This is a genomic window from Pseudomonas viridiflava, assembly GCF_003702045.1.
Taxonomy (GTDB): Bacteria; Pseudomonadota; Gammaproteobacteria; order Pseudomonadales; family Pseudomonadaceae; genus Aquipseudomonas; species Aquipseudomonas viridiflava_C.
In genome coordinates, this window is the sequence record NZ_RBTP01000012.1 from 783,873 (window position 1) to 810,870 (window position 26,998).

Sequence of the window (26,998 nt, forward strand, 5' to 3'; positions counted from 1 at the left end):
GCTCGCAGGCGTTCATTCGCCCGCGACCCCGGCTCAGCCCAACTGATGCCTGTAAGGCAGGTCCGGGCCGACCCGCGTGCAGGTCAGCGCGGCTGCCGATACGGCAAAAGTGAGCAATTCGTTCAGATCCTGCTTGCTGACGGCGGACAACGCCTGAGGCGTGTCCAGCTGACGTTCACCCAGGAACGTCAACAACGCAGCCTGGAACGTGTCGCCAGCCCCCACGGTGTCCACCGTCACGACGTTCTTCGCCGGGACCGACCACGTACCGTGTTCGCGGGTGAAAACGCTGGCGCCCTCGGTGCCACGGGTCACGATCACCAGATGCGTGTGGCGAGTCAGCCAGCCTTCGGCAATGCTCTGCACATCGCTGTCGGGGTAAAGCAGGTGCAGGTCTTCGTCACTGACCTTGATCACATGCGCATGCTCGGCGAACGCGGCGATCTGCGTGCGCCAGCGCTGAATGTCCGGTGCCGGGTTGAGGCGCACGTTGGGGTCGAGCGAAATCAGGCGTCGGCCGCTTTCCCGGGCGACGAGGGCCAGCAGGGTGTCCGCAATCGGTTGCACCGCCAGCGAGAAGGAGCCGACGTGGATGCCGCGAACCCTGTCGTCGAGTCTGGGCAAATGTTCCAGACGCAGCTGGCGATCAGCACAGCCGTCGCCCCTGAAGCTGTAAGTAGGGGAGCCGTCGGCCCCAACCGCGACCATTGCCAGCGTGGTCGGAGCGTCGAAGTCGATCAAGTGTTCGGCGCTGACCTGCTCTTGCGCGAGCACAGCGCGCAGTCGACGCCCCAGGTAATCGGTCGACAGGCCAGCGAAGAGCGCAGACTCGGCCCCCAGTCGACGCAAACCGATGGCAACGTTGAATGGTGAGCCACCAGCGATGGCGTCAAACCCGAGTTTATTGAGCGCGCTGCCGGAGTCGGCGCGGGTGAAAATGTCGAACAGGGCTTCGCCGCAAACCAGAAACATAAGTGCTCCGTAAAAAAGAGAGTCAAACTGCTCGTAGATGGTCTTGATAGCGCTGATAGACCTGTTGGTAAGCGACCACGTTCTGTGCAATGGGGTGCGTTTCACTGGCGGAGTCCAGACTCACGCAGCGTTCGCACAGCGCTTGCAGGGTGTCGGATTCACCCGTGGTCGTCGACCAGCACCAGGCGGCCTGAATCGCCGCGCCCAGGGCTGCGGCTTCAGCGAAGCTTGTGCAGACCACTGGCGTGTCCATGATGTCGGCCACTATCTGCCGCCAGACTGCGCTCTTCGAGCCACCGCCGATCAGGCGAATACGCTCGCTCTTGATGCCGCTGGCGCGCAACAGGTCCAGTCCGTAACGCAGTCCGAAGGTCGTGCCTTCCACCACCGCACGGCACAGATTGGTCTGGTTCATATTGGTGCTGTCCAGACCGACAATACTGCCGGTCGCGTCGGGGAGGGCGGGTACGCGTTCGCCGTTCAGAAACGGCAGCATCAGTACGCCCTCGGCACCGATAGGCGCGTTGGCAACCGCCGCGTTGAACCCTGCGATGTCCAGCGCGAACAGCTCGCGTACGGCGGTCGTGGCGTTGGTCAGGTTCATCGTGCAAATCAGCGGCAGCCAGCCGCCGGACGACGAACAGAACGTCGCAACCGAGCCATGTTCACTGACCGCAGGTTGATCAGCGAACGCATACACCGTGCCGGAAGAGCCCAGGCTCATGGTGATCAGTCCCGGCTGGATATTGCCCGTACCGATTGCGCCCATCATGTTGTCGCCGCCGCCGCTGGACACCAGTGCCTGAGGGTTCAGGTCCAGCAAACGAGCGATTTCCGGCAGCAGCGTGCCGACCGACTTTTCGGCGTCCAGCAACTGCGGGAGTGCCTTTTCAAGGCGGCCGCTCGGGTCGATGTGGGCCAGCAGCGGCAGGTCCCACTCCCGCGTGCGGACGTTGAAGTAACCGGTGCCCGAGGCGTCGCCATAATCAGTGCAGCAACGGCCGGTCAGCCAGTAGTTCAGGTAGTCATGGGGCAGGAGAATCTTGTCGATCTGCTCGAATACTTCAGGGTGTTTTTCCAGGGTCCACAGCAATTTCGACACGGTATAACCCGGTGCGATGACCAGCCCCAGGCGTTCCAGAGAACCTGTTTCACCGCCGAGGTAGTCCAGCAGACGCTGATTTTCCGGCGCGCTTTCGGTGTCGCACCAGAGTTTGGCCGGTCGCAGCACCTGGCCCTGGCTGTCGAGCAAAACCAGCCCATGCTGCTGGCCGGACACACCGACGCCTTTCACCTGCTGTCCTGAAACGCCAGCCTGCGCGAGGGCATCGCCGACCGCCTGTTGCAGGGCCTTGAGCCATTGCTGAACGTCCTGTTCGCGACGTCCATGATGGTCGCTGATCAGGCTGTGGGGGGCAGAGCCCTCGCCCAGTACACGGCCTGTCCGTGTATCGAGCAGCAAGGCTTTGGTGCCTTGGGTACCGCAATCGATTCCAAGAAACATAGGTGTCCCTCAGGGGCGCTTGGCCAGAAGTTTTTCCAGGGTGCCGCTGACGCCCAGCGTACGCAGGTCGGCGAGGTTCTGCTCGAACGCTGCCACGAAGGGCGCAGATTTCGGGATGGCCACACCGAAGATCTCCTCGACTTGCAGCAGACGTTTGGTGATCGATTCATCGTCCGCGACCAGGCCCTGACAGAACGCGGCGCGTGGGTCCGGTATGCCGTAGGTCGTGCCGTTTTCATCCACGCCTTTGAGGTAAAGCGCCCACGCGGCCACCACCAGTGATGCACGTTCCAGATTGCCTTGATCGACGATCAACCGGTTGATGGTGGGGATCGTGAATTTCGGGAATTTCGAAGAGCCGTCCGAGCAGACACGCTCCAACTGATCGGCAATCGCCTGATTGGAGAAGCGTTCGATCAGCGTGTCTTTGTAGCTTTCCAGATCGATGCCAGGCACCGACGCCAGTTGCGGCGTGACGTCGAGGTCCATGTAGGCGCGGATGTAACGCACGAACAGCGGATCGTTCATGGTTTCGTGTACGAAACGATAGCCCTTGAGAAAACCCAGATACGTCAGTGCCAGATGGCTGCCGTTGAGCAGCTTGATCTTCATTTCCTCGTAAGGCGTCACGTCATCGGTGAACTGCACGCCGACCTTTTCCCAGGCTGGCCTGCCATTGACGAACTTGTCTTCCAGCACCCACTGCACGAACGGCTCGCAGACCACCGGCCAAGTGTCATCGATGTGCTTCTCGTCGGCCAGTTTCAAGCGATGAGCGGCGCTGGTCATGGGGGTGATGCGGTCAACCATCGCATTGGGAAAGCTGACGTTTTCAGCGATCCAGTCATGCAGATCGACATCTCGCAGCGCGGCGAACGACAGCAAGGCCTTGCGGGTGACCGCGCCATTGTGCGGCAGGTTATCGCAGGACATCAGCGTGAAGGCGGGCGTGCCTTCGACGCGGCGTCGGGCCAGTGCGGCGCACAAAAAGCCGAACACCGTTTTCGGGCTGTCGGGATTGGCGAGGTCATGCTGGACCTGTGGCAGATGCGCCATGAACTGACCGTTGCTGTCGTCGATGCAGTAGCCACCTTCAGTGATGGTCAGGGAGACGATGCGAATATCAGGGCTGGACAGCTTGTCGATCAGGGCCTGCGGGCTGTCCTCGGCCAGCAGCATGCCGCTGATCGACGCGATGACGCGTGTCTTGGTGTCAGGCGTATCGCCCAGTTCATAGAGGGTATACAGGTAGTCTTGCTGAGCGAGTGCATCACGTACCGCCCGGTCTTCCGGACGCAGGCCCACCCCGCAAATGCCCCAGTTCAGGCCTTCGCCGCTGTTCATCAGTGCATCGGTGTAAAACGCCTGATGGGCACGATGAAAGCCGCCAACGCCGATGTGGGCGATGCCTTGGCGGGTGTCTTCGGCCGAGTATTCAGGCACGTCGATGTCGGCACCCAGATGCGACAGATTCTGTTTGTTCAATTTCATGACAGGACTCTCCAAGACTCAGGCGGCAACGGTCTGCAGGGCTTTGGGAATGACCAGGCCGTCAGCATCGAACAGGTGGCAGTGGGCACTGTCCAGGTGCAGGTTCAGTGTCTCGCCATATTGGCTGGCCAGATCGCCACGAATCCGCATGGTCAGCGACTCGCCCGAGCGGGTGCGCACGTGGCAAAAAGTATCGCTGCCCAAGCGTTCGCTGACATCGGCAATGACCTGAAGCTGGCAGTCGCCACTTTGGGCGAGGTCCAGGTGCTCGGGCCGTATGCCGAGCGTGACGGGCGCACCGACCGCAAGGCCCGCGCGGCTGACCGGCAAGCTGACGGTGGTGCCTGCATCCAGCTCCACCTGGCAACTGCCCGTGTCGATCCGGCTGATCTTGCCTTTGAGAAAGCCCATTTTCGGCGTCCCGAGAAAACCGGCCACGAACAGGTTGGCCGGATGGTGATACAGGTCCAGCGGCGAGCCGACCTGCTCGACCTTGCCGCCATTGAGCACCACCACCTTGTCGGCGAGTGTCATGGCTTCGACCTGATCGTGGGTGACGTAAATCATGGTCGCCTGCAGCTCCTTGTGGAGTCGCGACAGCTCCAGACGGGTCTGCACGCGAAGTGCCGCGTCGAGGTTGGAAAGCGGTTCGTCGAACAGGAAGATCTTCGGATTGCGCACGATGGCGCGGCCAATCGCGACGCGCTGACGCTGTCCGCCTGACAGTTGCTTGGGTTTGCGCTCCAGCAGCGGACCCAGCTCCAGGATGCGTGCGGCCTCATCGACTTTCTTCTTGATGTCCGCCTTGTCGCCGCCTGCCAGATCCAGCGCGAACGACAGGTTCTTGCCGACGGTCATGTGCGGGTACAGCGCGTAGGTTTGAAACACCATCGCCAGGTCGCGCTTGGCCGGGGTGACCTGGGTGATGTCGCGGCCATCGAGTTCGATGGTGCCGGAGGTCACTTCCTCAAGCCCGGCGATCAGACGCAGCAGGGTGGATTTGCCGCAACCCGACGGACCGACGAAGACCACGAATTCACGGTCTTTCACATCAAGGTCGATGCCTTTGATGATCTGATGACCGTCGAAGCCTTTTTGAAGATTTCTGATGCTGAGGTTAGCCATGATGGACTCCTTTTTATTCTGTAGGCCGGGGCTATTTGACGGCGCCGAACGAAAGACCGCGAACCAGTTGTTTCTGGCTGATCCAGCCGAAAATCAGGATCGGCGCACACGCCAGTGTCGAAACCGCTGACAGCTTGGCCCAGAACAGGCCTTCAGGGCTTGAGTAGGAGGCGATCAGGGCCGTCAGCGGTGCGGCGGCGGACGAGGTGAGGTTCAGGGACCAGAACGCTTCGTTCCAGCACAGGATGAGCGACAGCAGTGCGGTGGACGCCAGGCCGCCTTTGCAGATCGGCATCAGGACGCGAAAGATTTCCTGGCGGGTACTGGCGCCGTCCAGTCGCGAGGCTTCGAGAATCTCACCCGGAATGTCCTTGAAGTAGGTGTAAATCATCCAGACCACAATCGGCAGGTTGATCAGCGTGTAGATGATGATCAGCGCCAGACGCGAGTCCAGCAGGCCAAACGTCTTGGCCAGCAAGTAGATCGGCATCAGCACGCCCACCGGTGGCAACATTTTGGTCGAGAGCATCCACAGCAGCGTCCCACGGGTACGCTTGGTCTCGAAGAAGGCCATTGAGTAAGCCGCAGGGATGGCCACCAACATGCTCAGGATGGTCGCGCTGAATGAAATCAGCACGGAGTTCCAGGCAAAGTGGAAGTAGTCACTGCGCTCCTGAATGTGCAGGTAGTTTTCCAGCGTCGGCGTGAAAAAAAGTTGCGGCGGCGTGGCGAAGGCATCGATCTCGGTCTTGAAGCTGGTCAGCACCATCCAGAAGATCGGGAAAAAGATCAGCGCAGCGACGAGCCAGGACAGAGTCCCGAGCAACAGGCTTTGCAGGCGGCGTGATTGTTTGAGCGTCATCATGGCAAGGTCCTCATGACTTGTCGGTGAGGTTTTTGCCGATCATCCTGATCAGGATGATCGCTGCGATATTGGCGATGACCACAGCGATCAGGCCGCCCGCAGAGGCCATGCCGACATCGAACTGCAGCAGCGCCTGGATGTAGATCAGGTAGGCAAGGTTGGTCGAGGCAAAACCCGGGCCGCCGTTGGTGGTGGTGAAGATTTCTGCGAACACCGAGAGCAGGAAGATGGTTTCGATCATCACCACGACCGCGATGGGCCGGGCAAGATGCGGCAAAGTCAGGTGCCAGAAGATGGCGATGGGGCCTGCGCCATCGAGACGCGCCGCCTCTTTCTGTTCCTGATCCAGCGATTGCATGGCAGTCATCAGAATCAGAATGGCGAACGGCAGCCACTGCCACGACACGATGATAATGATCGACAGCATCGGGTAATGGGCGAACCAGTCGATGGGCTCGGCACCAAAGAACTTCCACACCGCCGCCAGCACACCGGACACCGGGTGGAAAATCAGGTTTTTCCAGATCAGCGCGCTGACGGTGGGCATGATGAAGAACGGCGAAATCAACAGCACCCGCACAATCCCGCGGCCAAAGAACTCGCTGGCTTCCAGCAGCGCCGAGATCAGCACGCCGAGGATCACGCTGATGGCCAGCACACTGCCCACCAGCAGTAAGGTATTGCCGGCACCGGGCAGAAAGCCGCTGTCGGTCACGAAATATTCGAAGTTTTCCAGCCCAACGAATTCGTTTTCGCCGGGAGACAGCAGGTTGTAACGGATCAGCGAGAAGTAGATGGTCATGCCCAGCGGGACGATCATCCACACCAGCAGCAGGACCACGGAAGGGCTGACCAGAAACCAGCCCGGTTTGAAGCGACGGCTTTTGACAGAGGGCAATGGGCCGGACGTGTCCGTACGATCAGGTATGGCTGAGGTTTTCATGGGGGCTCCAACCGGATGTCACTGTTTCTGAGAGCAGGGGCGGAAAACCTCGGTTTCCCGCCCCGGCAGCAGGCGGTTACTTCTTTGGGTAACCGGCGCGCTTCATGTCGCGCTCAGTGGAGGTCTGAGCGGCTTTCAAGGCGTTGTCTACCGTCGTCTGGCCAATCAGGGCGGCCGAGAACTGCTGGCCCACGCTGGTGCCGATGGCCTGGAACTCAGGAATCGTCACCAACTGGATGCCCACATAAGGCACAGGCTTGAGGGTAGGGGACTTGGGCGTGACGGCCTTGAGTGATTCCAGGGTGATGTTGGCGAACGGCGCGGCTTTCTTGTAAGCGTCGCTGTAGGTCGAAGCACGGGTGCCTGGCGGCACATTGGATACACCGTCTTTCTCGGCGACCAGTGCGGCGTATTCCTTGGAAGTGGCCCACTGCGTGAACTCGGCGGCGTCCTTGGCATTCTTGGCGCTGGCAGGAATTGCCAGTGACCAGGAGTAGATCCAGGCCGAGCCCTTGTCGGTCACTTCATGAGGCGCGTAGGTAAAGCCGACATCATCGGCAACCTTGCTCTGGGCCTTGTCGGTCACGAACGAGCCCGCCACGCTGGCGTCCACCCAGATGGCGCACTTTCCACTGTTGAACAGCGCGAGGTTCTCGTTGAAGCCGTTGCTCGACGCGCCCGGAGGGCCGGACTGCTTCATGGTGTTGACGTAGTAGTTGAGGGCGTTCTTCCATTCTGGCTGGTCGAATTGCGGCTTCCACTGCTCATCGAACCAACGAGCGCCGTAGGCGTTGGCGAGGGTGGTGATCAGCGCCATGTTCTCGCCCCAGCCGGCCTTGCCACGCAGGCAGATGCCGTATTGCTCTTTGGACTTGTCCGTGAGCTTGCCGGCAAACTCGGCGATCTGCGTCCAGGTCGGACGCTCGGGCATGGTCAGGCCTGCGTTCTTGAACAGGTCCTTGCGGTAGTAGGTGATCGAGCTTTCTGCGTAGAACGGCAGGGCGAACAGCTTGCCATCGACCGACAGGCCGTCACGCACCGAGGGGAACACGTCATCGAGTTCGTAGCTGGCGGGCAGGTCTTTCATTTCTTGCAGCCAACCCTTGGCGCCCCACAGTGAGGCTTCGTACATGCCGATGGTCAGCACATCGAATTGACCACCCTTTGTGGCGATGTCGGTGGTCAGGCGCTGGCGCAGGACGTTTTCTTCGAGCACCACCCAGTTGAGCTTGATGTCCGGGTGTTTTTCTTCGAAGGTCTTGGAGAGGCGTTGCATGCGGATCATGTCGCTGTTGTTGACCGTGGCGATGGTCACGGTGCCGGCCGTGGCGGTGCCACTGACCATGAAACAGGTGCTGAGGACGGAACTGGCAAGCAGAACTTTTGCTGAGGTCTTCATTGATCACTCCTCTTCCACGCCCAGAGAGCTGCAGAAGACAGGTTATTGTTTTTGTCTCTTCCGGAGGTAGGAAGATGTGGGCTGATTACAACGGCGTTCGGGATGAAAGACAAATCCTGCACCGCACTCCAACTGATACTTTTTTGCAGTGGGCTTGCAAGGGTGCCCAAGACGCAAACGCCTTGTGACAGGCGTTGGCGAAGTTTGAGCGTAGACGATGAGCAGGGAGGAGGGGCGAATCAGTACAGGTTTTGTTCGGTCAGACGCTGGACGGCCAGGCGGCGATAGTGCGACGGCGTCATGCCTTTGAGTTGCTGAAAACGGCGATTGAAGTTGGAAATATTATTGAAGCCGGACTCGAAACACACATCCGTCACCGGTTTGTCGCCATCGGCCAGCAGCTCGCAGGATTTGCTGATACGCAGCCGATTGACGAACTCGACAAAGCAGCGACCTGTGGCCTGTTTGAAGACCCTGGAGAAATACGTCGGCTTCATGCCCAGGTAGTCCGCCACTTCCTCAAGGGGCAGCTCCCGGCTGTAATTGGCAAAGATGTAATCCACCGCCCGGTTGGTACGGTCCACGCTGTGCTCGTCAGCGGTGTGGGTGACCGCCGTACCGGACAGCAACTGATAATCGTCGCTGGCCGCCAGCAGTTCCAGCAGGATGAAGAAATGACCCAGTCGCGTGATGCCGGTGGAGTCTGCGATTTTCTGCATCAGCTTCATCGCCTGACGGATCGTGCGCTTGCAACGAAACTCGATCCCGTACTGAGCGCGCTCCAGCAGAGGGGCCAGAGTTCTGAGTTCGGCGAAGACCTGATTGCCGCTTTCCAGCAGCTCCTCGGTGAAATTGACCAGCATGTCGCGTTTGGGCACGACCTCGTTTTCATCGATCTGGCTGATCCAGTTATGCGGCAGGTTGGGGCCGGTCAGGAACAGGCTGGCCGGGTTGAAGTTGCCGATATAGTCGCCGACGAACACCTTGCCTGAACTGGCCACGATCAGGTGCAGTTCGTACTCCTTATGAAAGTGCCAACGCACCAATGGACACGGAAAACCGTGCTCGCGGTAGATAATCGACAGGCCGTTATGGTCGTCCATCAACTCGTAGGAAGGGTCTGCGATTCTTGTTGTTTTGTTCATGGCGTAGCCGTTTGCAGTGGTTGCCAGTGCATTAATGTGCCTTATTTTTTAGATCATTGCCCGGCCGAAACCGAAAAAAACGCTTAGGATCAGCCCTTCCACAGCGCGGCAGCGACACGGAGCGGTGACACGATGAAACAGATTTTTCTGATCGGCATGGGGGCCGGTGATCCCGAGCAGATCACCGTGCAGGCCATCAATGCCCTGAACCGCGCTCGCGTTGTGTTCATTCTCGACAAGGGTTATGCCGACGATGATCTGCTGCAATTGCGTAAGGCGATCTGCGAGCGCTACATCAGTCACATCGATTATCGGCTGGTGCAGGTCCAGGATCCGCGCCGTGAGGACGATCCCCACGGCTATGAGTGCGGCGTCGAGCACTGGCACGAGCAGCGCGCTGTTCTGTTCGAGCGCTTGATTGAAGATGACCTTGGCGAGGATGAGGTGGGTGCGTTTCTCGTCTGGGGCGACCCCGCGCTCTACGACAGCACCATGCGTATTCTCAACCGAGTGCTGGCACGGGGCAGGGAAGTCTTCGAGTACCAAGTCATCCCCGGCATCACCAGTGTGCAGGCACTGGTCGCCAGCCACCGTGTCCCGCTGAACCGGATCGGTGAACCGGTGCTGATCACCACTGGACGCCGCATGGCGGCAGGTCCGCCACAAGCACCGGATAACGTGGTCGTGATGCTGGACGCCCATTGCACCTTCGAGCGCTTCATGGGGCAGGGACTCGACATCTACTGGGGCGCGTATTTAGGAACAGCGGACCAGATACTGGTGTCCGGCAAACTCGATGATGTATGCGAACAGATCAAGCAACTGCGCGCCGAGGCCCGTGAGCGCAAAGGGTGGGTGATGGATACGTATTTGTTGCGCAGACCCTGGACAGAGAAGATCGAGTGATAAACCGTTCCACCCAGCCGCTTTGGCACGCAGTTGAAAAACTGATGTTTTGTTTGATGGAAATGTGCAAGTCGTGGAGCAAAATACATGGATCTTATAACTGAGCAGGCGGTTGCAAAGGCTGAAGAGGGTATGTGTGAACGTCTTAAATCAGGCGCCTGTGCCGTCAAGGCTCACTGCGACCGCAGGGTATCGCGAGTCGTGATCATGCATGCTGAATTCAGGAGTCGAGTTGGCCATTTCACCACGGTTGGTTGAAGGTTTGAGTGAGGCGCGTCCGGATCAACTGGACCAGATTGAGGTGAGTCCGAGTGGATTGGGGCTGCACTTTCCTAAACTGGACGCTGACCTTTATGTACCCGCTCTGTTGGAATGTGTATTGGGCAGTCGTTCTTGGATGGCCAGTCGCATGCGGTGCCAACGGCAAAGTTGCCATTGGCACCGCTGGAAAGACGTCGGGGAAAGGTCCCCAAAAGAAACCGGTAAAAGCGAGCTAAGACGCCTGCTTTATAACGCCTTCCGATTCTTCGCCTCGATCCACTGAGCCATGTACTTGGTGCTCTTGTGGTGATGATGCCGCAACATCGCGCCGGTGAAGTTCGCCAGCCGGTGGCTTTTCAGGTTGTGTCGCAGTGTGTCGATGCGTTCCATCAGGCTGGCGCAATGCTGAGCGTGTCGGTAGCGGGCGCTGAGTAAAGCCCAGCCAGCCGTCTGCGCCTCGGACCACAATGCCTGATCCTGATACAGGCGAACCGCAGCCTCGGCTATTTTGACTGGTTTGCGCTCAATCAGCCCTGGCCAAGGCATGCCACCACTCATGGCTTCGGCACCGATCGGCGTGGTGATCGACGGGGTACCGCAGAGCATGGCGTCAATGAGTTTGCCCTTGATGCCCGCCCCGAAGCGCAGCGGCGCCAGGCACACGCGTGCGCTCGACATCACCTGCAGCGCATCCTCGGCCCAGTTCATGACATGAAAACCTTGCGCCGCGTTGTGCAACGCCGTCGCCTTGGGGGGCGTGTAGGCACCGTAAATGTGCAGTTGGGCCTGAGGAAGCTGCTGGCGAATCAAAGGCCAGATGGCGTTTTTCATCCAGAGCACCGCATCCCAGTTGGGCGCATGACGAAAGTTGCCGATGCTCAAAAAGTGCGCTCGCCGATCGAACGGCGTTGCATTCTGCGATGGCTTATCGAGCATCAGCGGGCACCAGTGCAGCAGCGACTCAGGCATGCCGAACGAGCCCGTGAGCAGGTCGATTTCCACATCCGAAGTCATCAGGCTCAGGTCGCATCGGTACAGCGATGCCAACTCGCGCTGCGCCAGATCGCCGCCCGCCATGAGCGTGAAAAGCTCTCCGTCGCAAGGGTCGAACAGGTCGGTAGGGACGTATGACGGCTCGTCATTCAAGAGATTCTTGAGCCGTTGGTGGCGTGCATGCCGCAGGCTTTGCAAGTCAGAGGTTTCGAGTACGCGTAACGCATGGGGGCACTGCTGCTCGACACGCCAGCCAAATTGCTCCTCGATCATAAACTGGTCGAACAGCACGACATCGGGTTGCAGCTCATGGACAAAGGTGTCGAAGCTGCTGTTGTTGAGTTCGATGTGGACTTCATCAATGCCGAGGCTGACCAGATCAGCCCGGTTCTCACCTTCTGTTGCGGGACTGGCAAATGTGATCTGCCAGCCATGCTCCAGAAAACAACGGATCAATTGCATGATGTGACCGCTGGCCGCCGATGATCGCGGCTCGGGCCAGACGTACCCTATGATCAACAGGCGTTGTCCGGGTTGCTCTTTGTATAAGGGGTAAGGGCAGGGTGTGTTGCTGTCAGTGCTGGTCAAGAACGCTTTTTACCTTGTCACGCAGGTCATCGATGGAGAACGGCTTGCCAATGGAATGCATGCCTGCCGGCACTTCGATGTTCTCCGAATAACCGCTGGCGAACAGCACGGGCAGGTTGGGGCGCACTTCGCGGGCTTTCTTCGCAAGCTCAGTGCCTTTCAGGTCAGGCAGGCCCTGGTCGGTCATCATCAGATCGATGTGAGTGGTGCCGTCCTTCAGGATGCCAAGCGCCGTCATGGCATCTTCGGCTTCGAGTACCTTGTATTCCAGCTCTTCAAGAACGTCGACGATCAACATACGCACAATAGAGTCGTCCTCGACTACAAGAATGGTGCTGGTTGCGTCCGGCATGGTTGACTCCTTAAAGCCCGAAAATAATAGTGATACAAGCCGCGCAGAATATTCCGCGCCTTGCCGAAGGCTCAAGGTCTGCAACCTCGACGCCTTCGCTTTTAATACAGTCCCTGTATCAGTAAATAAAATGCCCGAAGAAGTTCAATCTGTCGCCGTTTCCCCGAAGTGCAGCATAGCAATCCTGGGGCTGAATGCACCCTCGACAGCTGGGCAGGAGCTTATCGCCGATTTATGTGTGAAATTTCAATCCTCTATGTCAGAAATGAGAGTGTTTTTCACCGCTTTACGGCAAACTCTATGGTTTTGATCCAACCGTCAGGGATTTTTCATGAATCGGACGTCTGTCGTCGATGAACAACGCTTTCGCAAACTGCTTGGGCGTAACGTCGGTCTGCCTCTGGGTGTCGGCGTATTAAGCGCGGTTTTCTTCATTCTGCTGATCAGCTATTTGCTGTCTGCCATCCAGTGGGTAGAGCACACGGATAGGGTGATCAATAACACCAATCGCTCGATGAAGCTGTCTATCGACATGGAAACCGGCATGCGCGGTTATCTGCTCACCGGCGACCAGCATTTTCTTGACCCCTATGAGGTGGCCAAGCCGCTGCTGACGGCGGAACTGCAAGGGCTCAAGGTCTTGGTGGATGATAATCCGACCCAGCTGGACCGTTTTCGGCGCTTGCTGACCCTGCAGGAAGAATGGAACAACTTTGCCCAGGAAATGATCAAGTTGCGTCGTGAAAACGGTGACTATCAGACGCCTGTACTGGCCGGGCGGGGCAAGCGCATTACCGACCAGATCCGTACCGAGTATGACCAGGCGGTGGAGATGGAGCAGCAACTGCGCCTGACCCGTAACGCCGAGGTCACGCGCAGCACCATCCTTTCAGTTTCCCTTTACCTGATTTTCGTGATCATCGTCAGTGGCATCCTGGCCTGGATCGGCCGCCGTGATCTGATGGCCTTGTCGGACACCTACAGCGAAAATCTCAGGCAGCAAGAGGTCAATGCCGAACGCCTGCAAAAGGTCGCCTGGCTGCGCAACGGTCAGAGCGAACTGGCCGAGCAGGTGTTGGGTCAACAGACTTTGAATTTGCTGGGCCGCAATATTCTGCAGTTTCTGGCCCGCTATCTGGGTGCCGCCGTGGCAGCGGTTTACGTGCGCCAGGAACATGGCGGCCTGGTGCGCGTGGCGTCCTACGGTTTTTCCCGTGAACAGGAAGAGCGCGAGCAGACCATTCACAGCGACGAAGGCATCGTCGGCCAGGCGGCGCGACAGGATCGGGTCATCAGTCTGAGTGACGTGCCGGTCGACTACTTCAAGGTCAGCTCCGGGCTGGGCGAAGGGTCGCCACGCAGCGTGATCGTCGTGCCGACCAGCAACGACGATCAGGTCAACGGCGTGATCGAACTGGGTTTCCTGCACGCACTGACCGAGCAGGATGTCGAGTTCCTTGAACTGATTGCTGACAATGTTGGCACTTCAATCGAAGCGGCCCGTTATCGCCAGCGTCTTCAGGAGGTGCTGGCTGAGACGCAACAGCTCAATGAAGAGTTGCAGGTTCAACAGGAAGAGTTGCGTACCGCCAACGAAGAGCTCGAAGAGCAATCACGCATCCTCAAGGAATCCCAGGTGCATCTGGAAACCCAGCAGGCTGAACTTGAGCAGACCAACGAGCAGTTGGCCGAGCAGAGCCAGGCGCTGGAAGATCAGCGTGACGCGCTGGATCGTAATAACGAAGAGTTGAATCAGGCCCAGGTCGAGTTGCAGGCGCGCGCCGATGAGTTGCAGCGTTCCAGCAAATACAAATCCGAGTTTTTGGCCAACATGTCTCACGAGCTGCGCACGCCGCTCAACAGCTCGCTGATTCTGGCCAAGCTGTTGGCCGAGAACCCGACTGAAAACCTGACGGCCGAGCAGGTGAAGTTTGCCGAGTCTATCTATTCAGCAGGCAACGACCTGTTGAATCTGATCAACGATATTCTGGATATTTCCAAGGTCGAAGCCGGCAAACTTGAGGTGCGCCCGGAAAACAGCAGCGTATCGCGCCTGGTCGAAGGTCTGCGGACAATGTTCCAGCCACTGGCTGCCGAAAAGCGTCTGGCGTTCACGGTGGACATGCAGGCCGGTGCGCCCACCATGCTGTTCACCGACCGCCAGCGACTGGAGCAGATCCTCAAGAACCTGCTGTCCAATGCCATCAAGTTCACCGAGACGGGAACGGTCAGCATGATCGTGTCGCGCCAGCCCGGTTCAGGCATCGCTTTCACGGTTCGCGATTCCGGGATTGGTATCGCACCCGAGCATCAGCAAAGCATTTTCGAGGCGTTCCGCCAGGCCGATGGCACCACCAATCGCCGCTACGGCGGCACTGGGCTCGGTCTGTCGATTTCCCGTGACCTCGCAGCGCTGCTCGGAGGCTCGATCAGCGTCACGAGCGCGCCAGGTCAGGGCAGTATTTTCACGCTGGTATTGCCAGAGCAGTACATTGAGCAGGTGGAAGACCAGAGCGGCATGAGTATGCAGGCTGCTGTTTCCTTGCCGGTTCCGTCGGCTCCTGTCATTGCGCAACCGATTGCAGAGCTGCCTGCGATGCGGGATGAGTCCATCCCGGTATTTGACGACGACCGCGACAAGGCACCGTTCGACAAGCGCTGCATTCTGGTCATTGAAGATGAGGTGCGCTTCGCGCAGATCCTCTTCGATCTGGCCCATGAACTGGGGTACAACTGCCTGGTGGCCCATGCGGCCGACGATGGCTTCAACCTGGCTGCACAATTCACCCCGGACGCGATTCTGCTGGACATGCGCCTGCCCGACCACTCGGGTCTGACGGTGCTGCAACGCCTCAAGGAACTGGCGCCTACCCGCCACATCCCTGTTCATGTGATCTCGGTCGAGGACCGCCAGGAAGCGGCCTTGCACATGGGCGCTATTGGTTACGCCGTGAAGCCGACCACCCGTGAGGAGTTGAAAGACGTATTCGCCAAACTGGAATCCAAGCTGACGCAGAAGGTCAAGCGCATCCTGCTGGTCGAAGACGATGCCTTGCAGCGTGACAGCATTGCGCGTCTGATCGGTGACGACGACATCGAGATCAGCGCGGTAGGTTTCGCTCAGGAAGCGCTGGACCTGCTACGTGACAACGTCTATGACTGCATGATCATCGACCTCAAGCTGCCGGACATGCTGGGGGGTGAATTGCTCAAGCGCATGGCCACTGAGGAGATCTGTTCGTTCCCGCCAGTCATCGTTTACACCGGGCGCAACATGACCCGTGATGAAGAAGCGGAGCTGATGAAGTACTCGCGCTCGATCATCATCAAGGGTGCGCGTTCGCCGGAGCGCCTGCTCGACGAAGTGACGTTGTTCCTGCACAAGGTCGAATCACAGCTTTCCAGCGAACGTCAGAAAATGCTCAAGACCGCGCGCAGCCGCGACAAAGTGTTCGAAGCGCGCAAGATTCTGGTCGTCGACGATGACGTGCGTAACATCTTCGCCCTGACGAGTGCGCTGGAGCACAAGGGCGCAGTGGTCGAGATCGCGCGTAACGGGCTTGAGGCGATTGCCAAACTCAACGAGGTCGAAGACATCGATCTGGTGTTGATGGACGTCATGATGCCGGAGATGGATGGCTACGAGGCGACCATCGAGATTCGCAAGGACCCGCGCTGGCGCAAGCTACCGATCATTGCGGTGACGGCCAAGGCGATGAAGGATGACCAGGAGCGCTGCCTGCAGGCGGGCTCCAACGACTATCTGGCCAAGCCCATCGATCTTGACCGGCTGTTCTCGCTGATCCGCGTCTGGCTGCCAAAAATGGAACGTATCTGAATGAAGGTGGCCAAACCGAGCAACTTCGCACGCACATCCGGGTTTATCCATGCATCTTGACCGTAACGCCGAGATTGAGTTGAGGCTGCTCATTGAGGCTATCTACCTCAAATATAGCTACGACTTCAGGGATTACTCCGGGGCTTCGATCAAGCGCCGGGTGGTTCATGCGCTGCGTCAGTTCGATTGCAGCACCATTTCCGCGCTTCAGGAGCGGGTGCTGCATGATCCGGCTGCCTTCATGCAACTGCTGCAGATCCTCACAATTCCGGTGAGCGAGATGTTCCGCGATCCCTCTCACTTCCTGGCGATTCGCCGGGAAGTCGTCCCGCTGCTGCGCACCTATCCCTCCATCAAAGTCTGGATTGCCGGGTGCAGTACGGGAGAGGAGGTTTATTCAATGGCCATTCTGTTGCGCGAAGAGGGCCTCTTGGAACGCACGATCATCTATGCCACCGACATCAATCCCAGTTCGCTGGAAAAGGCCAAACAGGGCATTTTCTCGATGGAGAATGTGCGCGCATACGCGGAAAACTATAGAAACTCCGGCGGGCTGCGTGATTTTACCGAGTACTACACCTCGGCCTATGACTACGCAATCTTCGATAAAACGCTGCGCGAAAACGTCACATTTGCCGATCATAGCCTGGCGACGGACAGTGTATTTTCCGAAACTCAGCTGATTTCATGTCGTAACGTATTGATTTACTTTAATAAAAAGTTGCAAGATCGCGCTTTCGGATTGTTTCATGAATCATTGTGCCATCGCGGTTTTCTGGCGCTCGGCAGCAAGGAGACGCTGGACTTCTCCGCCTATGGCAACGCCTTCGAAACGCTGGTCAAGCCTGAGCGGATCTACCGTAAATCATGAAGACCACGTTTACCCGTGCAGCGCCCGATGAGGGCCTCCCTGCCGTGGAGGCCATCGTGGTCGGCGCGTCCGCAGGTGGCGTCGAGGCGCTGCTGAGGATATTCAGTGGGCTGCGGCCAGGGTTCAGTTTGCCGATCCTGACCGTTTTGCACCTGCCGGATGATCGTCGCAGCCAACTGGCCAGTGTGTTCCAGAATCGCTTGTCGATACCGGTCAAAGAGGCCGACGACAAGGAAACTATCGTTCCCGGCACGTTGTATTTCGCACCGTCGGGCTACCATTTATCGATCGAGGCGGATCGCACCCTGTCGCTGAGTCAGGAAGACCGGGTGTTTTATTCAAGGCCCAGCATCGACATTCTGTTCGACTCGGCTTCTGACGCTTACGGTGAGCGCCTTGCGGGCGTACTGCTGACCGGTGCCAACAACGACGGAGCACAAGGATTGTTGCAGATCAAAAAGTATCGTGGTTTTACGGTCATTCAGGACCCTCGGCTGGCCCAGGCGAGTACCATGCCCGAGGCCGCCTTGGCGTTGCAGTCTCCGGATTACCTTCTGTCTTTAGACGAAATTGGCCAGTTGCTGGTCGAGCTGGAACGAATCGCATGCTGAATGAAATCCAGGCAAAACTGCTGATCGTGGATGATTTGCCGGAGAACCTGTTGGCCCTGGAAGCGCTGATCAAGCGTGAAGACCGCCAGGTGTTCAAGGCGCTGTCGGCGGACGAAGCGCTGTCGCTGTTGCTGCAGCACGAGTTTGCGATGGCCATTCTCGACGTCCAGATGCCGGGCATGAACGGTTTCGAGCTGGCGGAGATGATGCGCAGTACCGAGAAGACCAAAAACATCCCTATCGTGTTCGTCAGCGCTGCCGGCCGTGAACTCAATTACGCGTTCAAGGGTTACGAGAGCGGAGCGGTGGACTTTCTGCATAAGCCGCTGGACATCCATGCGGTCAAGAGCAAGGTCAACGTCTTCGTCGACCTGTTCCGTCAGCGCAAAGCCATGAAGATGCAGGTCGAGGAGCTGGAGCGCAGCCGTCAGGAGCAGGAAACGCTGCTCAAGCGCCTGCAAGCCACTCAGGGCGAGCTTGAGCACGCCATACGCATGCGCGATGACTTCATGTCGATTGTTTCCCATGAGGTGCGCACACCGCTCAACGGCCTGATCCTCGAAACACAGCTGCGCAAGCTGCATCTGGCCAAGGGTAATGCTTCGGCCTTCACCCTCGACAAGCTGAGCGCAATGGTCGACCGCGACGAGCGCCAGATCCAGAGCCTGATCCGGCTGATCGAAGACATGCTCGACGTATCGCGGATCCGGACGGGAAAATTGTCGATCCGCCCCAGCCCCTTCGATCTCAGCGAGCTGGTCGCCCAGTTGCTGGAAAACTTCTCCGCACAGATCGCCGCTGCAAACTCCAGCATCAGCTTGCTTGTCGATGAGCCTGTGATCGGGGTGTGGGATGAGTTCCGCATCGAGCAGGTCATCGCCAACCTGCTGACCAATGCGCTGCGCTATGGCGCTCGCAAGCCGATCGAGGTTCGTGTCTACAGTGAGGGCAGTCAGGCCTACGTAGAAGTCAAGGATCAGGGCATCGGTATTACACCGGAAAACCAGAAGCGCATTTTCCAGCAGTTCGAGCGTGTCTCGGCCAACCACGCGGTTGCCGGGCTCGGGCTGGGGCTGTTCATTTCCGAGCAGATCGTCATGGCCCACGGCGGGCGAATCGAAGTGGAGAGCGAAGAGGGCAACGGTTCGATTTTTCGCGTCTGCCTGCCCCTTTGATTTGTCTTGTAACCTATAGGCAGATGGCATTTAGGAATTATCGTATTTGAGTCGCAACCTCCGATGCGCGCCGTGGTCGTATGGGCAGCTATCTATAAGACCAAAGGCAGTTCAATGAGCGCTGATGCAGAAAACGTCGTACTTATCGTCGAAGACGAACCCCTTATCCTGATGCTGCTGGCTGACTATCTTTCCGGCGTGGGCTATCGGGTCCTGCAGGCCGAGAATGGCGAGCAGGCTTTCGAGATTCTCGCCACCAAGCCGCACCTGGATCTTATGATCACTGACTATCGCCTGCCTGGCGGCATTTCGGGGGTGCAGATCGCCGAGCCGGCCGTCAAGCTGCGTCCGGAATTGAAAGTGATTTTTATCAGTGGCTATCCTGCGGAAATCATTGATTCCGGCAGTCCGATCGCCGCCAAGGCGCCGATTCTGGCCAAGCCGTTCACGATGGAAACCCTGCAGTCGCAGATCCAGGACCTGCTGGCCTGAGTGATCGCGTACATGAGGCCTGACTGTGGTCTCAGGCCTCGATCATTTCCCGTACTTTTGACGTCAGGTGATCAAAGGCAAACGGCTTGGTGATCAACTGCATGCCAGTGTCCAGAAAACCTGCGCGTGCTGCCGCGTGCTCAGCGTAGCCGGTGATGAACAGCACTTTGAGGTCGGGCCGCAGCTGTCGTGCAATTTCAGCCAGTTGACGGCCGTTCATGCCCGGAAGCCCTACGTCGCTGATCAGCAGGTCGATGCGCTGACCCGATTCCAGTACGGGTACGGCGGTCAGTGAATCGCCGGCTTCTATGAACGCGTAGCCAAGCTCGCTGAGCACTTCGCTGACCAGCGCCCTGACAGCCGGGTCGTCTTCGACGATCAACACGGTTTCGCCATCTTTGGCGTAGATCGCATTGCTCTGGAAAGTCTGTTCGTCTTCGTCCTGATCGCCTTTGAAGCGCGGCAGGAACAGCTGCACTGTGGTGCCTCGGCCCACTTCGCTCTTGATCGCCACATGCCCATGCGATTGCTTGCTGAAACCGTAAATCATCGACAGGCCAAGCCCGGTTCCCTGACCGATGGGTTTGGTCGTGAAGAAGGGATCGAATGCGCGGCTGATGACTGCTTCAGGCATGCCGCAACCATTGTCGCTGATGCTCAGGACCACGTAATCGCCTGGCAGCAGATTCTCATGGGCGTTGGTGAATGACTTGTCCAGATGCTGATTGTACGTCTCAACCGTTAGCAAACCGCCGTCCGGCATGGCGTCGCGGGCATTGAGCACCAGGTTGAGCAAGGCATTTTCCAGCTGGTTGGGGTCGGCTTCTGCCGTCCAGAGGTCATCGCCAAGGCGCATGGTCAACTGCACGCTTTCGTTAACGCTGCGTTGAATGAGTTCACCCATCGCGGTAATCAGATGATTCATCTCAACCGGCTTGGAATCCAGCGACTGGCGCCGTGAAAACGCCAGCAGACGATGGGTGAGGGCGGCTGCACGGTTGGCAGACGTCACACCCAGATCGATCAGATTATCCAGACCTTCGGTGCGGCCACGGGCCAGACGCCTTCTGATCAACTCCAGGCTGCCGATAATCCCGGTCAGCATGTTGTTGAAGTCGTGCGCGATACCGCCGGTCAACTGGCCTACCGCTTCCATTTTCTGCGACTGACGCAGCACTTCTTCCTTGTGTCTTAGTTGTGACGTGCGTTCTTCGACTTGCTGCTCCAGTGTCTCGTTCAGGCGTCGCAGCTGCGATTCAGCCTGTTTGCGCTCGGTGATGTCAGAGGTCACGCCAACCAACGAGTTGACCCGTCCAGCATTGTCGCGGATGGCGCGAGCCCTTACGTCAACCCAATTGACAGAACCGTTCGGCCAGACGTTGCGGTATTCGATGATGAAATCAACGCCGGTGTCCAGGCTGCGCTGAAGCGCCGATTGCATGCGAGGCTGATCTTCGGGATAGACGACGCTCAGCCAGTCTTCGTACGTAAACCGGTCATGCTCTTCGCGGCCGTAGTGGCCTCGTGTGATTGAGGAGCATGAGAGTTGCAGGCGCCCCGATTCCAGCTCCCAGGAACCGAGCCTTCCGGCCTTGAGCGCGTTTTGCAGGCGCTTTTCACTTTCGAGCAGATCTTCCAGTCGGGCCCTGGCTTCGTATTGACGTCGCCGCCCCCGCACCGCGGTCGTTACCAGACTGACCAGCGTCACCGGGTGAAAGGGTCTTTCCAGAAACGTCACATTGCCCAGCAAACTGCCCAGGCGCGCCGATGGGTTCTGCTCGGGTCCGCCATGATGGGTCAGCAGCACGATGGGCAGGTCGGACCACGCAGGCTGTTGTCCCAGCAGGTCGAGCAGCGGGGTGACATCAACCGTGCGCAAAGCTTCGTCGGCGACGATTGCAAGACCTGCACCGTTCTGTAACTCCGTGATCAGTTCGCCGAGATCCCGTGCGATGATTGCTGGGTATCCGGCTTCCTGAAGAATCATCAGGGCAATCTGACTGTCCCGTCCACGGGGCGCCAGAATGATCGCCCGTTCTGAAAGTTGCCCCTGAATACTCACAAGTCTTCGTCCGTCAGCAGCGGTTTGCTCTCGCCCAGGTAAGTCGGAACTCCGCGTAGCACACCTTGGAACGCCTCCAGCGGTGCGCCTATCTTCAAGCCTTTGTGGCTGATCCGGTACTCACGAATGGTCGACTCATGCGTGCCCGTACGCTTTTTGATGATAGAGATCGCCCTGCGCACCTGGCCGAGTGCTTCGAAGTACCGCAAAAGGATCACGCTGTCTGCCAGATAGGTGATGTCGACGGGCGAGCGCATGTCGCCGACCAGTCCATGTTGGGCAACCGTCATGAAGGTCGAGGCGCCACGGCGGTTAAGATAGAGCAAAAGCTCATGCATATGCAGAATCAGCGAATTTTCTTCCGGCATCGACGCTTGATAGCCGTTGATGCTGTCGATAACCACGGTCTTGATTTGCTTCTGATCAACCGCGCGTCTGACCCGATGAGAGAACTCGCCAGGCGACATTTCAGCGGCGTCGGTCTGCTCGATCAGCAGGTTGCCGGTTTCCTGCAGGGCACGCAGGTCGATACCGATCTTGAGCATGCGCTCGAACAGCAGCCCCATTTCCTCATCGAAGATGAACAGCCCGACTCGCTCGCCACGGGCCACCGCTTGTGCCGCGAAGACCATTGTGATCAGCGATTTGCCGGTGCCCGCAGGGCCAAGAATCAGCGTGCTGGAGCCGCTCTCGATACCGCCGCCCAGCAGATCGTCCAGCTCCTGAATGCCGCTGGTGAACTGGGTGCGTGAATAGTCGGAACGATGTTCGGCCGCCACTAGCCGCGGAAATACCTGGATGCCGTCCTCTGCGATGGTGAAATCGTGATAGCCGCCACGGTATTTCTGGCCCCGGTACTTGACGATCTTCAACCGTCGGCGTTCGGCACCGTAGGCGGGCGTCAACGCTTCAAGGCGGATGACGCCGTGAGCGACGCTGTGCACGGTCTTGTCCAATGCCTCGGTGGTGAGGTCGTCCAGCAGCACCACGGTAGCGTCGTAGCGCGCAAAGTAGTGCTTGATCGCCAGAATCTGCCGACGGTAGCGCAACGAGCTTTGCGCCAGTAGGCGGATTTCAGAAAGGCTGTCGATGACCACCCGGGTCGGCTTGACGCGTTCGACCACTTCAAAAATCTGCCGTGTGGCCTCGCCCAGCTCCAGGTCGGAGGAGTACAGCAGGCTCTGATGGTGGTCTGCATCGAGCAGGCTTTCAGGCGGCGTCAGTTCGAAAATCTTGATGTGATCGTCCAGCTCCCAACCGTGGGAGCGGGCACCGTCACGCAACTCTCGCTCCGTCTCGGAAAGCGTAATGTACAGGGAAGTTTCACCCGCTCGCGCACCTGCCAGCAGAAACTGCAGCGCTACGGTTGTCTTGCCGGTTCCGGGTTCTCCTTCGAGAAGGAAAACGTGACAGCGTGAAAGACCTCCAGAGAGGATGTCGTCCAGACCTTCAATGCCGGTTGCCGCTTTTGACGTATTCAAGTATTGCCCTCTGATAACTGACGGAGCAGTAGTGGTATCACCCAATACTGGACATCATGGCACTACGACGGTTCAGACTATTTGGCTCGCGGCCCCCTGTCCCTTGCTGTCAAAGGATAGCGGTCCGGCAAATGTCACAACAGTCGCCTTACAAGAGCGCTGCACGGATTGTTATAGTTCATCGATCCACTGTCCTGTGCCCGAGGGTCTTCTTTTGCGTGAATATCAAACCTTTCTGGTTGAATTGAACGACAACATCGCCCATGTGCAGATCAATCGCGCCGACAAGGTCAACGCGATGAGCGAAGCGTTCTGGACCGAAATCATCGACATCTTTGAATGGATCGAGCAGGAGGACGCCGTTCGCGTCGTGGTTCTCAGTGCTGTCGGGAAGCACTTCTCGTCAGGCATCGACCTGAAGATGCTGGCGGCGGTCGCCAACCGGATGGGTGAAGACGCAGGGCGCAACGCCAGGGTGCTCAGGCGCACCATCCTCGACATGCAGGCTTCATTCACCGCGGTCGATGAATGCCGCAAGCCGGTGCTGGCCGTCATTCAGGGCTACTGTCTGGGCGGGGCCATCGATTTGGTGTCGGCGTGCGACATGCGTTACGCGGCAGCGGATGTGCAGTTCGCGATTCGTGAAATAGACATGGGCATGGCGGCCGACGTCGGGACATTGCAGCGCCTGCCCCGCATCATTCCCGATGGCATCATGCGCGAACTGGCTTATACCGGGCGCACCGTCGAGGCCGATGAAGCCCTGCGCATCGGTTTGATCAATCGCAGCTTTACCGATAAAGCCACATTGCTGGACGGTGTGATGGCCATCGCTCGCCAAATTGCCGAAAAGTCGCCGATTGCCATCGAGGGCACCAAGGCAATGATCGGCTACATGCGCGATCACAGCGTGAATGATGGCCTTGAGCACGTTGCTATCTGGAACGCAGCCATGCTGCAATCACCGGACCTGAAGCTGGCGATGGTTGCCCAGATGAGCAAACAGAAGCCGGTTTTCGATAATTGACACGCTTGCGTTCGAACAGAGGAGTTTTGCCATGACGCGCCCGGTGCGTTGGACGACCGCAGTGCTTGACCCAGAGGCCAGCGGGGGCTGGGCCGTAGTGCATGGCGACCAGGGTTTTTTGCAGGACAGCAATGGGGTGATGTTTCCCAGAGCCTGGCTCATGGGGCAGGATTTGCCGGTGCAGAGCGAGCACGGTATTGGGCACTTCGATGGCGAGCCCGTATACCTGTTGGTGCTTGAGCGATCCGTGGCGGTCGAAGGGTGTTCATGGCAGGGCTTGCGGCAGTTCATGCTGGAAGGCGACTTCGCGGTCTTTCAGAAGCTTGGCTATGCCGCGCAGATCAGCACTTGGGCCAGAGAGCATCGGTTTTGTGGCGCCTGTGGTCGTCCGACGGTTCAGGTGCCCGGCGAGCGCGCCATGTACTGCGCCCACGACAACCTGCGCTTCTACCCACGCATATCGCCCAGCATGATCGTGTTGATTACGCGAGGCGATGAAGTGCTTCTGGCACGCTCTCCGCGTTTTGTGACGGGTGTCTACAGCACCCTGGCAGGCTTTGCCGAGCCTGGCGAGTCGGCGGAGGACTGCGTGCATCGGGAAGTCATGGAAGAAGTGCAGATCCGCATTAAGAACCTCACGTACATGGGCAGCCAATGCTGGCCGTTTCCCCATTCGATGATGCTGGGTTTTCACGCCGAGTACGAAAGCGGCGAAATCGTGCCTCAGGCCGACGAGATTGAAGACGCGCAATGGTTTCGCATCGACGATCTGCCGCCGCTGCCTGCCAACCGATCCATCGCGCGCTACTTGATCGAAGCCTATCTGGCCCAGCGATCAGGCGCCCCCGAACCAGTGCTGCCAGGCTAGGCGGACGGTCAGGCCCAGCACCACGGTGATGAACACAGGGCGGATGAATTTTGCACCGCCCTTGATTGCTGTGCCAGCCCCGAAGTAGGCCCCCAGCATCACCGCCAGGCCCATGCACAGGCCGATCACGTAATCCACTTGACCGGAAAACATGAATACGGACAACGCAACGGCGTTGCTGACGAAATTCATGCTGCGCGCAACGCCGCTGGCTTTCACTAGGTCGACCGGATAAAGCAGCAAGGTGCTGACCGTCCAGAAGGCACCGGTTCCGGGACCGGCAACCCCGTCGTAGAAGCCCAGGCCGAAACCTTGCGGTGCCTGCCAGGTCTTCCTGATCGGCGCATTGCTGTCCAGCGGCGCCTTGGGCGTACCGCCGAACAACAGGTAGAGGCCACAGCCGAACACAATGACCGGCAACATTTGGTTCAGCCACTCAGCGGGCAAGTAATGGGCGACCACCGCGCCTATCGCAGCGCCCACCGCCGTGCCGACAATGGCGTGAATCCACTGCTTGGGATCGAACAGCTTGCGTCGGTAGAAGGTGAAGCTTGCGGTCGCCGAGCCGAATGTCGAGCTGAGCTTGTTGGTGCCCAGCACCAGATGGGGTGGCAGCCCGGCGGTCATCAGGGCAGGGGTGGTTAGCAGTCCGCCGCCGCCCGCAATGGCGTCGATGAATCCGGCGATAAAGGCAACCACGGCCAGAATGGCGAGCGTGGTCAGGTCGACGCTGAGTTCGAAAGGCATGGGCGATGGGCTTATGGCAGAGGGGCAGAATGGGGCGCATTCTAACCCTTTGCCGGATGTTGCAGGAAGTCTGTCAGATATCCGAGAGCGCAATCCAGCGTTGCTGTTCATCTGCCAGGCGGATAGCTGCGGCAAGCCGTTCTATTTGCCAGGCCTCCTCGAAATCAGGGCCCCGACGGCCCTGTCCGCACATCGACAGAACCAAGGCCTGAACCTCAAGTGCCTTGAGTTCGTTGTAGCCCAACTGATGGCCCGGCGCGGGACAGAACGCGGCGTAGCCGGGCAGTGAAGGACCCGCCAGCAAACGTTGAAAACCGTCTCGTCCCGGTGCGCCAGGGCGATACAGGCGCAGTTCGTTGAGCCGTTCCTGATCGAACGCCAAGGTGCCCTTGGTGCCGCTGATTTCGAAACCGAGGTGATTCTTGTAACCGTGCTTCAGCCAACTGCTGCTGAAAGTGCCGCGCGCTCCGTTGGCGAAACGGAGCAGGGCGTGGGTCTGGTCATCCACGGCGATATCGCGCAGTTCGTGGCTGCCAGCGCTGACAGGGCGTTGGCGATGGACCGTGCTGACATCCGCGCACACGGCTTCAATGTCGCCCAATAGATAGCGCGCCATTGCCAACAGGTGGCTGCCCAGATCGGCCAAGGCGCCACCTGCGTGACCGGCCTCGCAGCGCCACGACCAAGGGGATTGCGCGTCGGCCATGAAATCTTCGCTGAACTCACCCTGGAAGCTGATGATGTCGCCCAGTTCGCCTGCGTTGATCATGTCGCGGGCCAGGCCGATCATCGGGTTGTGCTGGTAGTTGTAACCGACCTGAGTCACTACGCCTGCGACTTTGGCGCTGCGACGCATCTGATCTGCCTGAGCCAGGCTGACTGCCAGCGGCTTCTCGCAGTACACCGCCTTGCCCGCAGCGATGGCGGCCATCGCCATCGGAAAATGCAAATGGTTGGGGGTGGTGATCGCCACGATATGCACTTGGGGGTCTTCAATCAGTTGCTGCCAGTCGGCATGGCTGCGATCGAAACCCCACGCCTGTGCGCACTGCGCTGCACGTGTGGCATCGGCGTCGGCCAGCGCGACCAGGCTGAGACGTGCGGGAAGATCAAGCGCAGCATTGGCGTTGCCGAAGGCGAGGGCGTGAGCACGGCCCATGAAGCCTGTACCGATCAGACCGATGCCGTACGCCGGCAACGTGGAAGAAGAGGTTTCCCGCATGACAGTCTCCAAAAAGGATCGTTGTTATGCGGAAAATATATTCCAAATAATTAACTAATG

Annotated in this window: 23 protein-coding genes; 9 read left to right on the forward strand and 14 right to left on the reverse strand. The window is 58.7% G+C overall.

Annotation, left to right across the window (positions count from 1 at the left end; all coding sequences use genetic code 11):
- Positions 1–33 precede the first annotated feature (33 nt).
- The 8 genes from ALP40_RS05580 to ALP40_RS05615 form a co-directional block, all read right to left on the reverse strand.
- The gene (locus tag ALP40_RS05580) at positions 34–972 is read right to left on the reverse strand and encodes a carbohydrate kinase (protein ID WP_122207263.1); all 939 of its coding nucleotides are present in this window, start codon (positions 970–972) and stop codon (positions 34–36) included.
- A gap of 22 nt (positions 973–994) precedes the next feature.
- Positions 995–2,476: a xylulokinase gene (gene xylB, locus ALP40_RS05585; protein ID WP_122207264.1), complete on the reverse strand. Its 1,482-nt coding sequence runs from the start codon at positions 2,474–2,476 to the stop codon at positions 995–997.
- A 9-nt stretch (positions 2,477–2,485) separates the two neighbouring features.
- On the reverse strand, positions 2,486–3,967 hold the full coding sequence (locus tag ALP40_RS05590; protein ID WP_122207265.1) for a mannitol dehydrogenase family protein: 1,482 nt from the start codon (positions 3,965–3,967) through the stop codon (positions 2,486–2,488).
- An 18-nt stretch (positions 3,968–3,985) separates the two neighbouring features.
- Complete coding sequence (locus ALP40_RS05595) at positions 3,986–5,092, reverse strand: ABC transporter ATP-binding protein (protein ID WP_122207266.1); 1,107 nt, start codon at positions 5,090–5,092, stop codon at positions 3,986–3,988.
- Positions 5,093–5,123: 31 nt separating this feature from the next.
- Entirely contained in the window at positions 5,124–5,957 is an 834-nt protein-coding gene (locus ALP40_RS05600) for a carbohydrate ABC transporter permease (protein ID WP_122207267.1), read from the reverse strand.
- 10 nt (positions 5,958–5,967) lie between these two features.
- The gene (locus tag ALP40_RS05605) at positions 5,968–6,900 is read right to left on the reverse strand and encodes a carbohydrate ABC transporter permease (protein WP_122207268.1); all 933 of its coding nucleotides are present in this window, start codon (positions 6,898–6,900) and stop codon (positions 5,968–5,970) included.
- A gap of 76 nt (positions 6,901–6,976) precedes the next feature.
- Positions 6,977–8,299 carry a sugar ABC transporter substrate-binding protein gene (locus ALP40_RS05610; RefSeq protein WP_122207269.1) on the reverse strand — a complete coding sequence of 441 codons (1,323 nt, stop codon included), beginning with the start codon at positions 8,297–8,299 and terminating at the stop codon, positions 6,977–6,979.
- A 239-nt stretch (positions 8,300–8,538) separates the two neighbouring features.
- Positions 8,539–9,444, reverse strand: a complete 906-nt coding sequence (locus ALP40_RS05615) for an AraC family transcriptional regulator (RefSeq protein WP_122207270.1) — start codon at positions 9,442–9,444, stop codon at positions 8,539–8,541.
- Between the two features lie 132 nt (positions 9,445–9,576).
- Here ALP40_RS05615 and cobF point away from each other — a divergent pair, with 132 nt between their 5' ends.
- Positions 9,577–10,350: a precorrin-6A synthase (deacetylating) gene (gene cobF / locus ALP40_RS05620; RefSeq protein ID WP_122207271.1), complete on the forward strand. Its 774-nt coding sequence runs from the start codon at positions 9,577–9,579 to the stop codon at positions 10,348–10,350.
- 211 nt (positions 10,351–10,561) lie between these two features.
- Positions 10,562–10,894, forward strand: a complete 333-nt coding sequence (locus ALP40_RS05625; protein ID WP_122207272.1) for a DUF2442 domain-containing protein — start codon at positions 10,562–10,564, stop codon at positions 10,892–10,894.
- On the opposite strand, the gene ALP40_RS05630 is transcribed toward ALP40_RS05625, so the two are convergent.
- Complete coding sequence (locus ALP40_RS05630; protein ID WP_147478295.1) at positions 10,858–12,066, reverse strand: glycosyltransferase family 4 protein; 1,209 nt, start codon at positions 12,064–12,066, stop codon at positions 10,858–10,860. The genes ALP40_RS05625 and ALP40_RS05630 overlap by 37 nt on opposite strands.
- 112 nt (positions 12,067–12,178) lie before the next feature.
- The gene (locus ALP40_RS05635; RefSeq protein WP_122207273.1) at positions 12,179–12,544 is read right to left on the reverse strand and encodes a response regulator; all 366 of its coding nucleotides are present in this window, start codon (positions 12,542–12,544) and stop codon (positions 12,179–12,181) included.
- A 331-nt stretch (positions 12,545–12,875) separates the two neighbouring features.
- On the opposite strand from ALP40_RS05635, the gene ALP40_RS05640 reads away from it, so the two are divergent.
- The 5 genes from ALP40_RS05640 to ALP40_RS05660 all read left to right on the forward strand — a co-directional run bounded on the left by ALP40_RS05640 (position 12,876) and on the right by ALP40_RS05660 (position 19,531).
- The gene (locus tag ALP40_RS05640) at positions 12,876–16,382 is read left to right on the forward strand and encodes a response regulator (RefSeq protein ID WP_122207274.1); all 3,507 of its coding nucleotides are present in this window, start codon (positions 12,876–12,878) and stop codon (positions 16,380–16,382) included.
- Between the two features lie 49 nt (positions 16,383–16,431).
- Positions 16,432–17,253 (forward strand): protein-glutamate O-methyltransferase CheR, encoded by an 822-nt coding sequence (locus ALP40_RS05645; RefSeq protein ID WP_122207275.1) that lies wholly within the window; start codon positions 16,432–16,434, stop codon positions 17,251–17,253.
- On the forward strand, positions 17,250–17,864 hold the full coding sequence (locus ALP40_RS05650) for a chemotaxis protein CheB (protein WP_122207276.1): 615 nt from the start codon (positions 17,250–17,252) through the stop codon (positions 17,862–17,864). The genes ALP40_RS05645 and ALP40_RS05650 overlap by 4 nt, the downstream gene beginning before the upstream one ends.
- Positions 17,858–19,039, forward strand: coding sequence for a hybrid sensor histidine kinase/response regulator (locus tag ALP40_RS05655; RefSeq protein WP_122207277.1), 1,182 nt, complete (start codon positions 17,858–17,860; stop codon positions 19,037–19,039). The genes ALP40_RS05650 and ALP40_RS05655 overlap by 7 nt, the downstream gene beginning before the upstream one ends.
- A 114-nt stretch (positions 19,040–19,153) precedes the next feature.
- The gene (locus tag ALP40_RS05660) at positions 19,154–19,531 is read left to right on the forward strand and encodes a response regulator (protein ID WP_004884919.1); all 378 of its coding nucleotides are present in this window, start codon (positions 19,154–19,156) and stop codon (positions 19,529–19,531) included.
- Positions 19,532–19,562: 31 nt separating this feature from the next.
- On the opposite strand, the gene ALP40_RS05665 is transcribed toward ALP40_RS05660, so the two are convergent.
- Together ALP40_RS05665 and ALP40_RS05670 are read right to left on the reverse strand one after the other, a co-directional pair.
- Positions 19,563–21,593, reverse strand: coding sequence for a PAS domain-containing sensor histidine kinase (locus ALP40_RS05665; RefSeq protein WP_122207278.1), 2,031 nt, complete (start codon positions 21,591–21,593; stop codon positions 19,563–19,565).
- Complete coding sequence (locus tag ALP40_RS05670) at positions 21,590–23,074, reverse strand: ATPase domain-containing protein (RefSeq protein WP_122207279.1); 1,485 nt, start codon at positions 23,072–23,074, stop codon at positions 21,590–21,592. Before ALP40_RS05670 ends, ALP40_RS05665 begins: the two co-directional genes overlap by 4 nt.
- 214 nt (positions 23,075–23,288) lie before the next feature.
- Here ALP40_RS05670 and ALP40_RS05675 point away from each other — a divergent pair, with 214 nt between their 5' ends.
- Positions 23,289–24,101: a crotonase/enoyl-CoA hydratase family protein gene (locus tag ALP40_RS05675; protein ID WP_122207445.1), complete on the forward strand. Its 813-nt coding sequence runs from the start codon at positions 23,289–23,291 to the stop codon at positions 24,099–24,101.
- Positions 24,102–24,132: 31 nt separating this feature from the next.
- Positions 24,133–24,969: an NAD(+) diphosphatase gene (gene nudC, locus ALP40_RS05680; protein WP_122207280.1), complete on the forward strand. Its 837-nt coding sequence runs from the start codon at positions 24,133–24,135 to the stop codon at positions 24,967–24,969.
- Here the strand turns inward: nudC and ALP40_RS05685 are convergent.
- Both ALP40_RS05685 and ALP40_RS05690 read right to left on the reverse strand, forming a co-directional pair.
- Positions 24,937–25,716 carry a TSUP family transporter gene (locus ALP40_RS05685; protein WP_122207281.1) on the reverse strand — a complete coding sequence of 260 codons (780 nt, stop codon included), beginning with the start codon at positions 25,714–25,716 and terminating at the stop codon, positions 24,937–24,939. The genes nudC and ALP40_RS05685 overlap by 33 nt on opposite strands.
- Positions 25,717–25,789: 73 nt before the next feature.
- Positions 25,790–26,938, reverse strand: coding sequence for a Gfo/Idh/MocA family protein (locus ALP40_RS05690; RefSeq protein ID WP_122207282.1), 1,149 nt, complete (start codon positions 26,936–26,938; stop codon positions 25,790–25,792).
- Positions 26,939–26,998: the final 60 nt, after the last annotated feature.

Excerpts from the sequence above, each read along its gene's own strand:
- ALP40_RS05685 (WP_122207281.1), bottom strand. The coding sequence starts at position 25,716 with ATGCCTTTCGAACTCAGCGTCGACCTGACCACGCTCGCCATTCTGGCC.
- nudC (WP_122207280.1), top strand. The coding sequence starts at position 24,133 with ATGACGCGCCCGGTGCGTTGGACGACCGCAGTGCTTGACCCAGAGGCC.
- ALP40_RS05605 (WP_122207268.1), bottom strand. The coding sequence starts at position 6,900 with ATGAAAACCTCAGCCATACCTGATCGTACGGACACGTCCGGCCCATTG.
- ALP40_RS05635 (WP_122207273.1), bottom strand. The coding sequence starts at position 12,544 with ATGCCGGACGCAACCAGCACCATTCTTGTAGTCGAGGACGACTCTATT.
- ALP40_RS05645 (WP_122207275.1), top strand. The coding sequence starts at position 16,432 with ATGCATCTTGACCGTAACGCCGAGATTGAGTTGAGGCTGCTCATTGAG.
- xylB (WP_122207264.1), bottom strand. The coding sequence starts at position 2,476 with ATGTTTCTTGGAATCGATTGCGGTACCCAAGGCACCAAAGCCTTGCTG.
- ALP40_RS05640 (WP_122207274.1), top strand. The coding sequence starts at position 12,876 with ATGAATCGGACGTCTGTCGTCGATGAACAACGCTTTCGCAAACTGCTT.
- cobF (WP_122207271.1), top strand. The coding sequence starts at position 9,577 with ATGAAACAGATTTTTCTGATCGGCATGGGGGCCGGTGATCCCGAGCAG.
- ALP40_RS05630 (WP_147478295.1), bottom strand. The coding sequence starts at position 12,066 with ATGCAATTGATCCGTTGTTTTCTGGAGCATGGCTGGCAGATCACATTT.
- ALP40_RS05615 (WP_122207270.1), bottom strand. The coding sequence starts at position 9,444 with ATGAACAAAACAACAAGAATCGCAGACCCTTCCTACGAGTTGATGGAC.
- ALP40_RS05600 (WP_122207267.1), bottom strand. The coding sequence starts at position 5,957 with ATGATGACGCTCAAACAATCACGCCGCCTGCAAAGCCTGTTGCTCGGG.
- ALP40_RS05595 (WP_122207266.1), bottom strand. The coding sequence starts at position 5,092 with ATGGCTAACCTCAGCATCAGAAATCTTCAAAAAGGCTTCGACGGTCAT.
- ALP40_RS05660 (WP_004884919.1), top strand. The coding sequence starts at position 19,154 with ATGAGCGCTGATGCAGAAAACGTCGTACTTATCGTCGAAGACGAACCC.
- ALP40_RS05590 (WP_122207265.1), bottom strand. The coding sequence starts at position 3,967 with ATGAAATTGAACAAACAGAATCTGTCGCATCTGGGTGCCGACATCGAC.
- ALP40_RS05610 (WP_122207269.1), bottom strand. The coding sequence starts at position 8,299 with ATGAAGACCTCAGCAAAAGTTCTGCTTGCCAGTTCCGTCCTCAGCACC.
- ALP40_RS05580 (WP_122207263.1), bottom strand. The coding sequence starts at position 972 with ATGTTTCTGGTTTGCGGCGAAGCCCTGTTCGACATTTTCACCCGCGCC.
- ALP40_RS05655 (WP_122207277.1), top strand. The coding sequence starts at position 17,858 with ATGCTGAATGAAATCCAGGCAAAACTGCTGATCGTGGATGATTTGCCG.
- ALP40_RS05690 (WP_122207282.1), bottom strand. The coding sequence starts at position 26,938 with ATGCGGGAAACCTCTTCTTCCACGTTGCCGGCGTACGGCATCGGTCTG.
- ALP40_RS05650 (WP_122207276.1), top strand. The coding sequence starts at position 17,250 with ATGAAGACCACGTTTACCCGTGCAGCGCCCGATGAGGGCCTCCCTGCC.
- ALP40_RS05625 (WP_122207272.1), top strand. The coding sequence starts at position 10,562 with ATGCTGAATTCAGGAGTCGAGTTGGCCATTTCACCACGGTTGGTTGAA.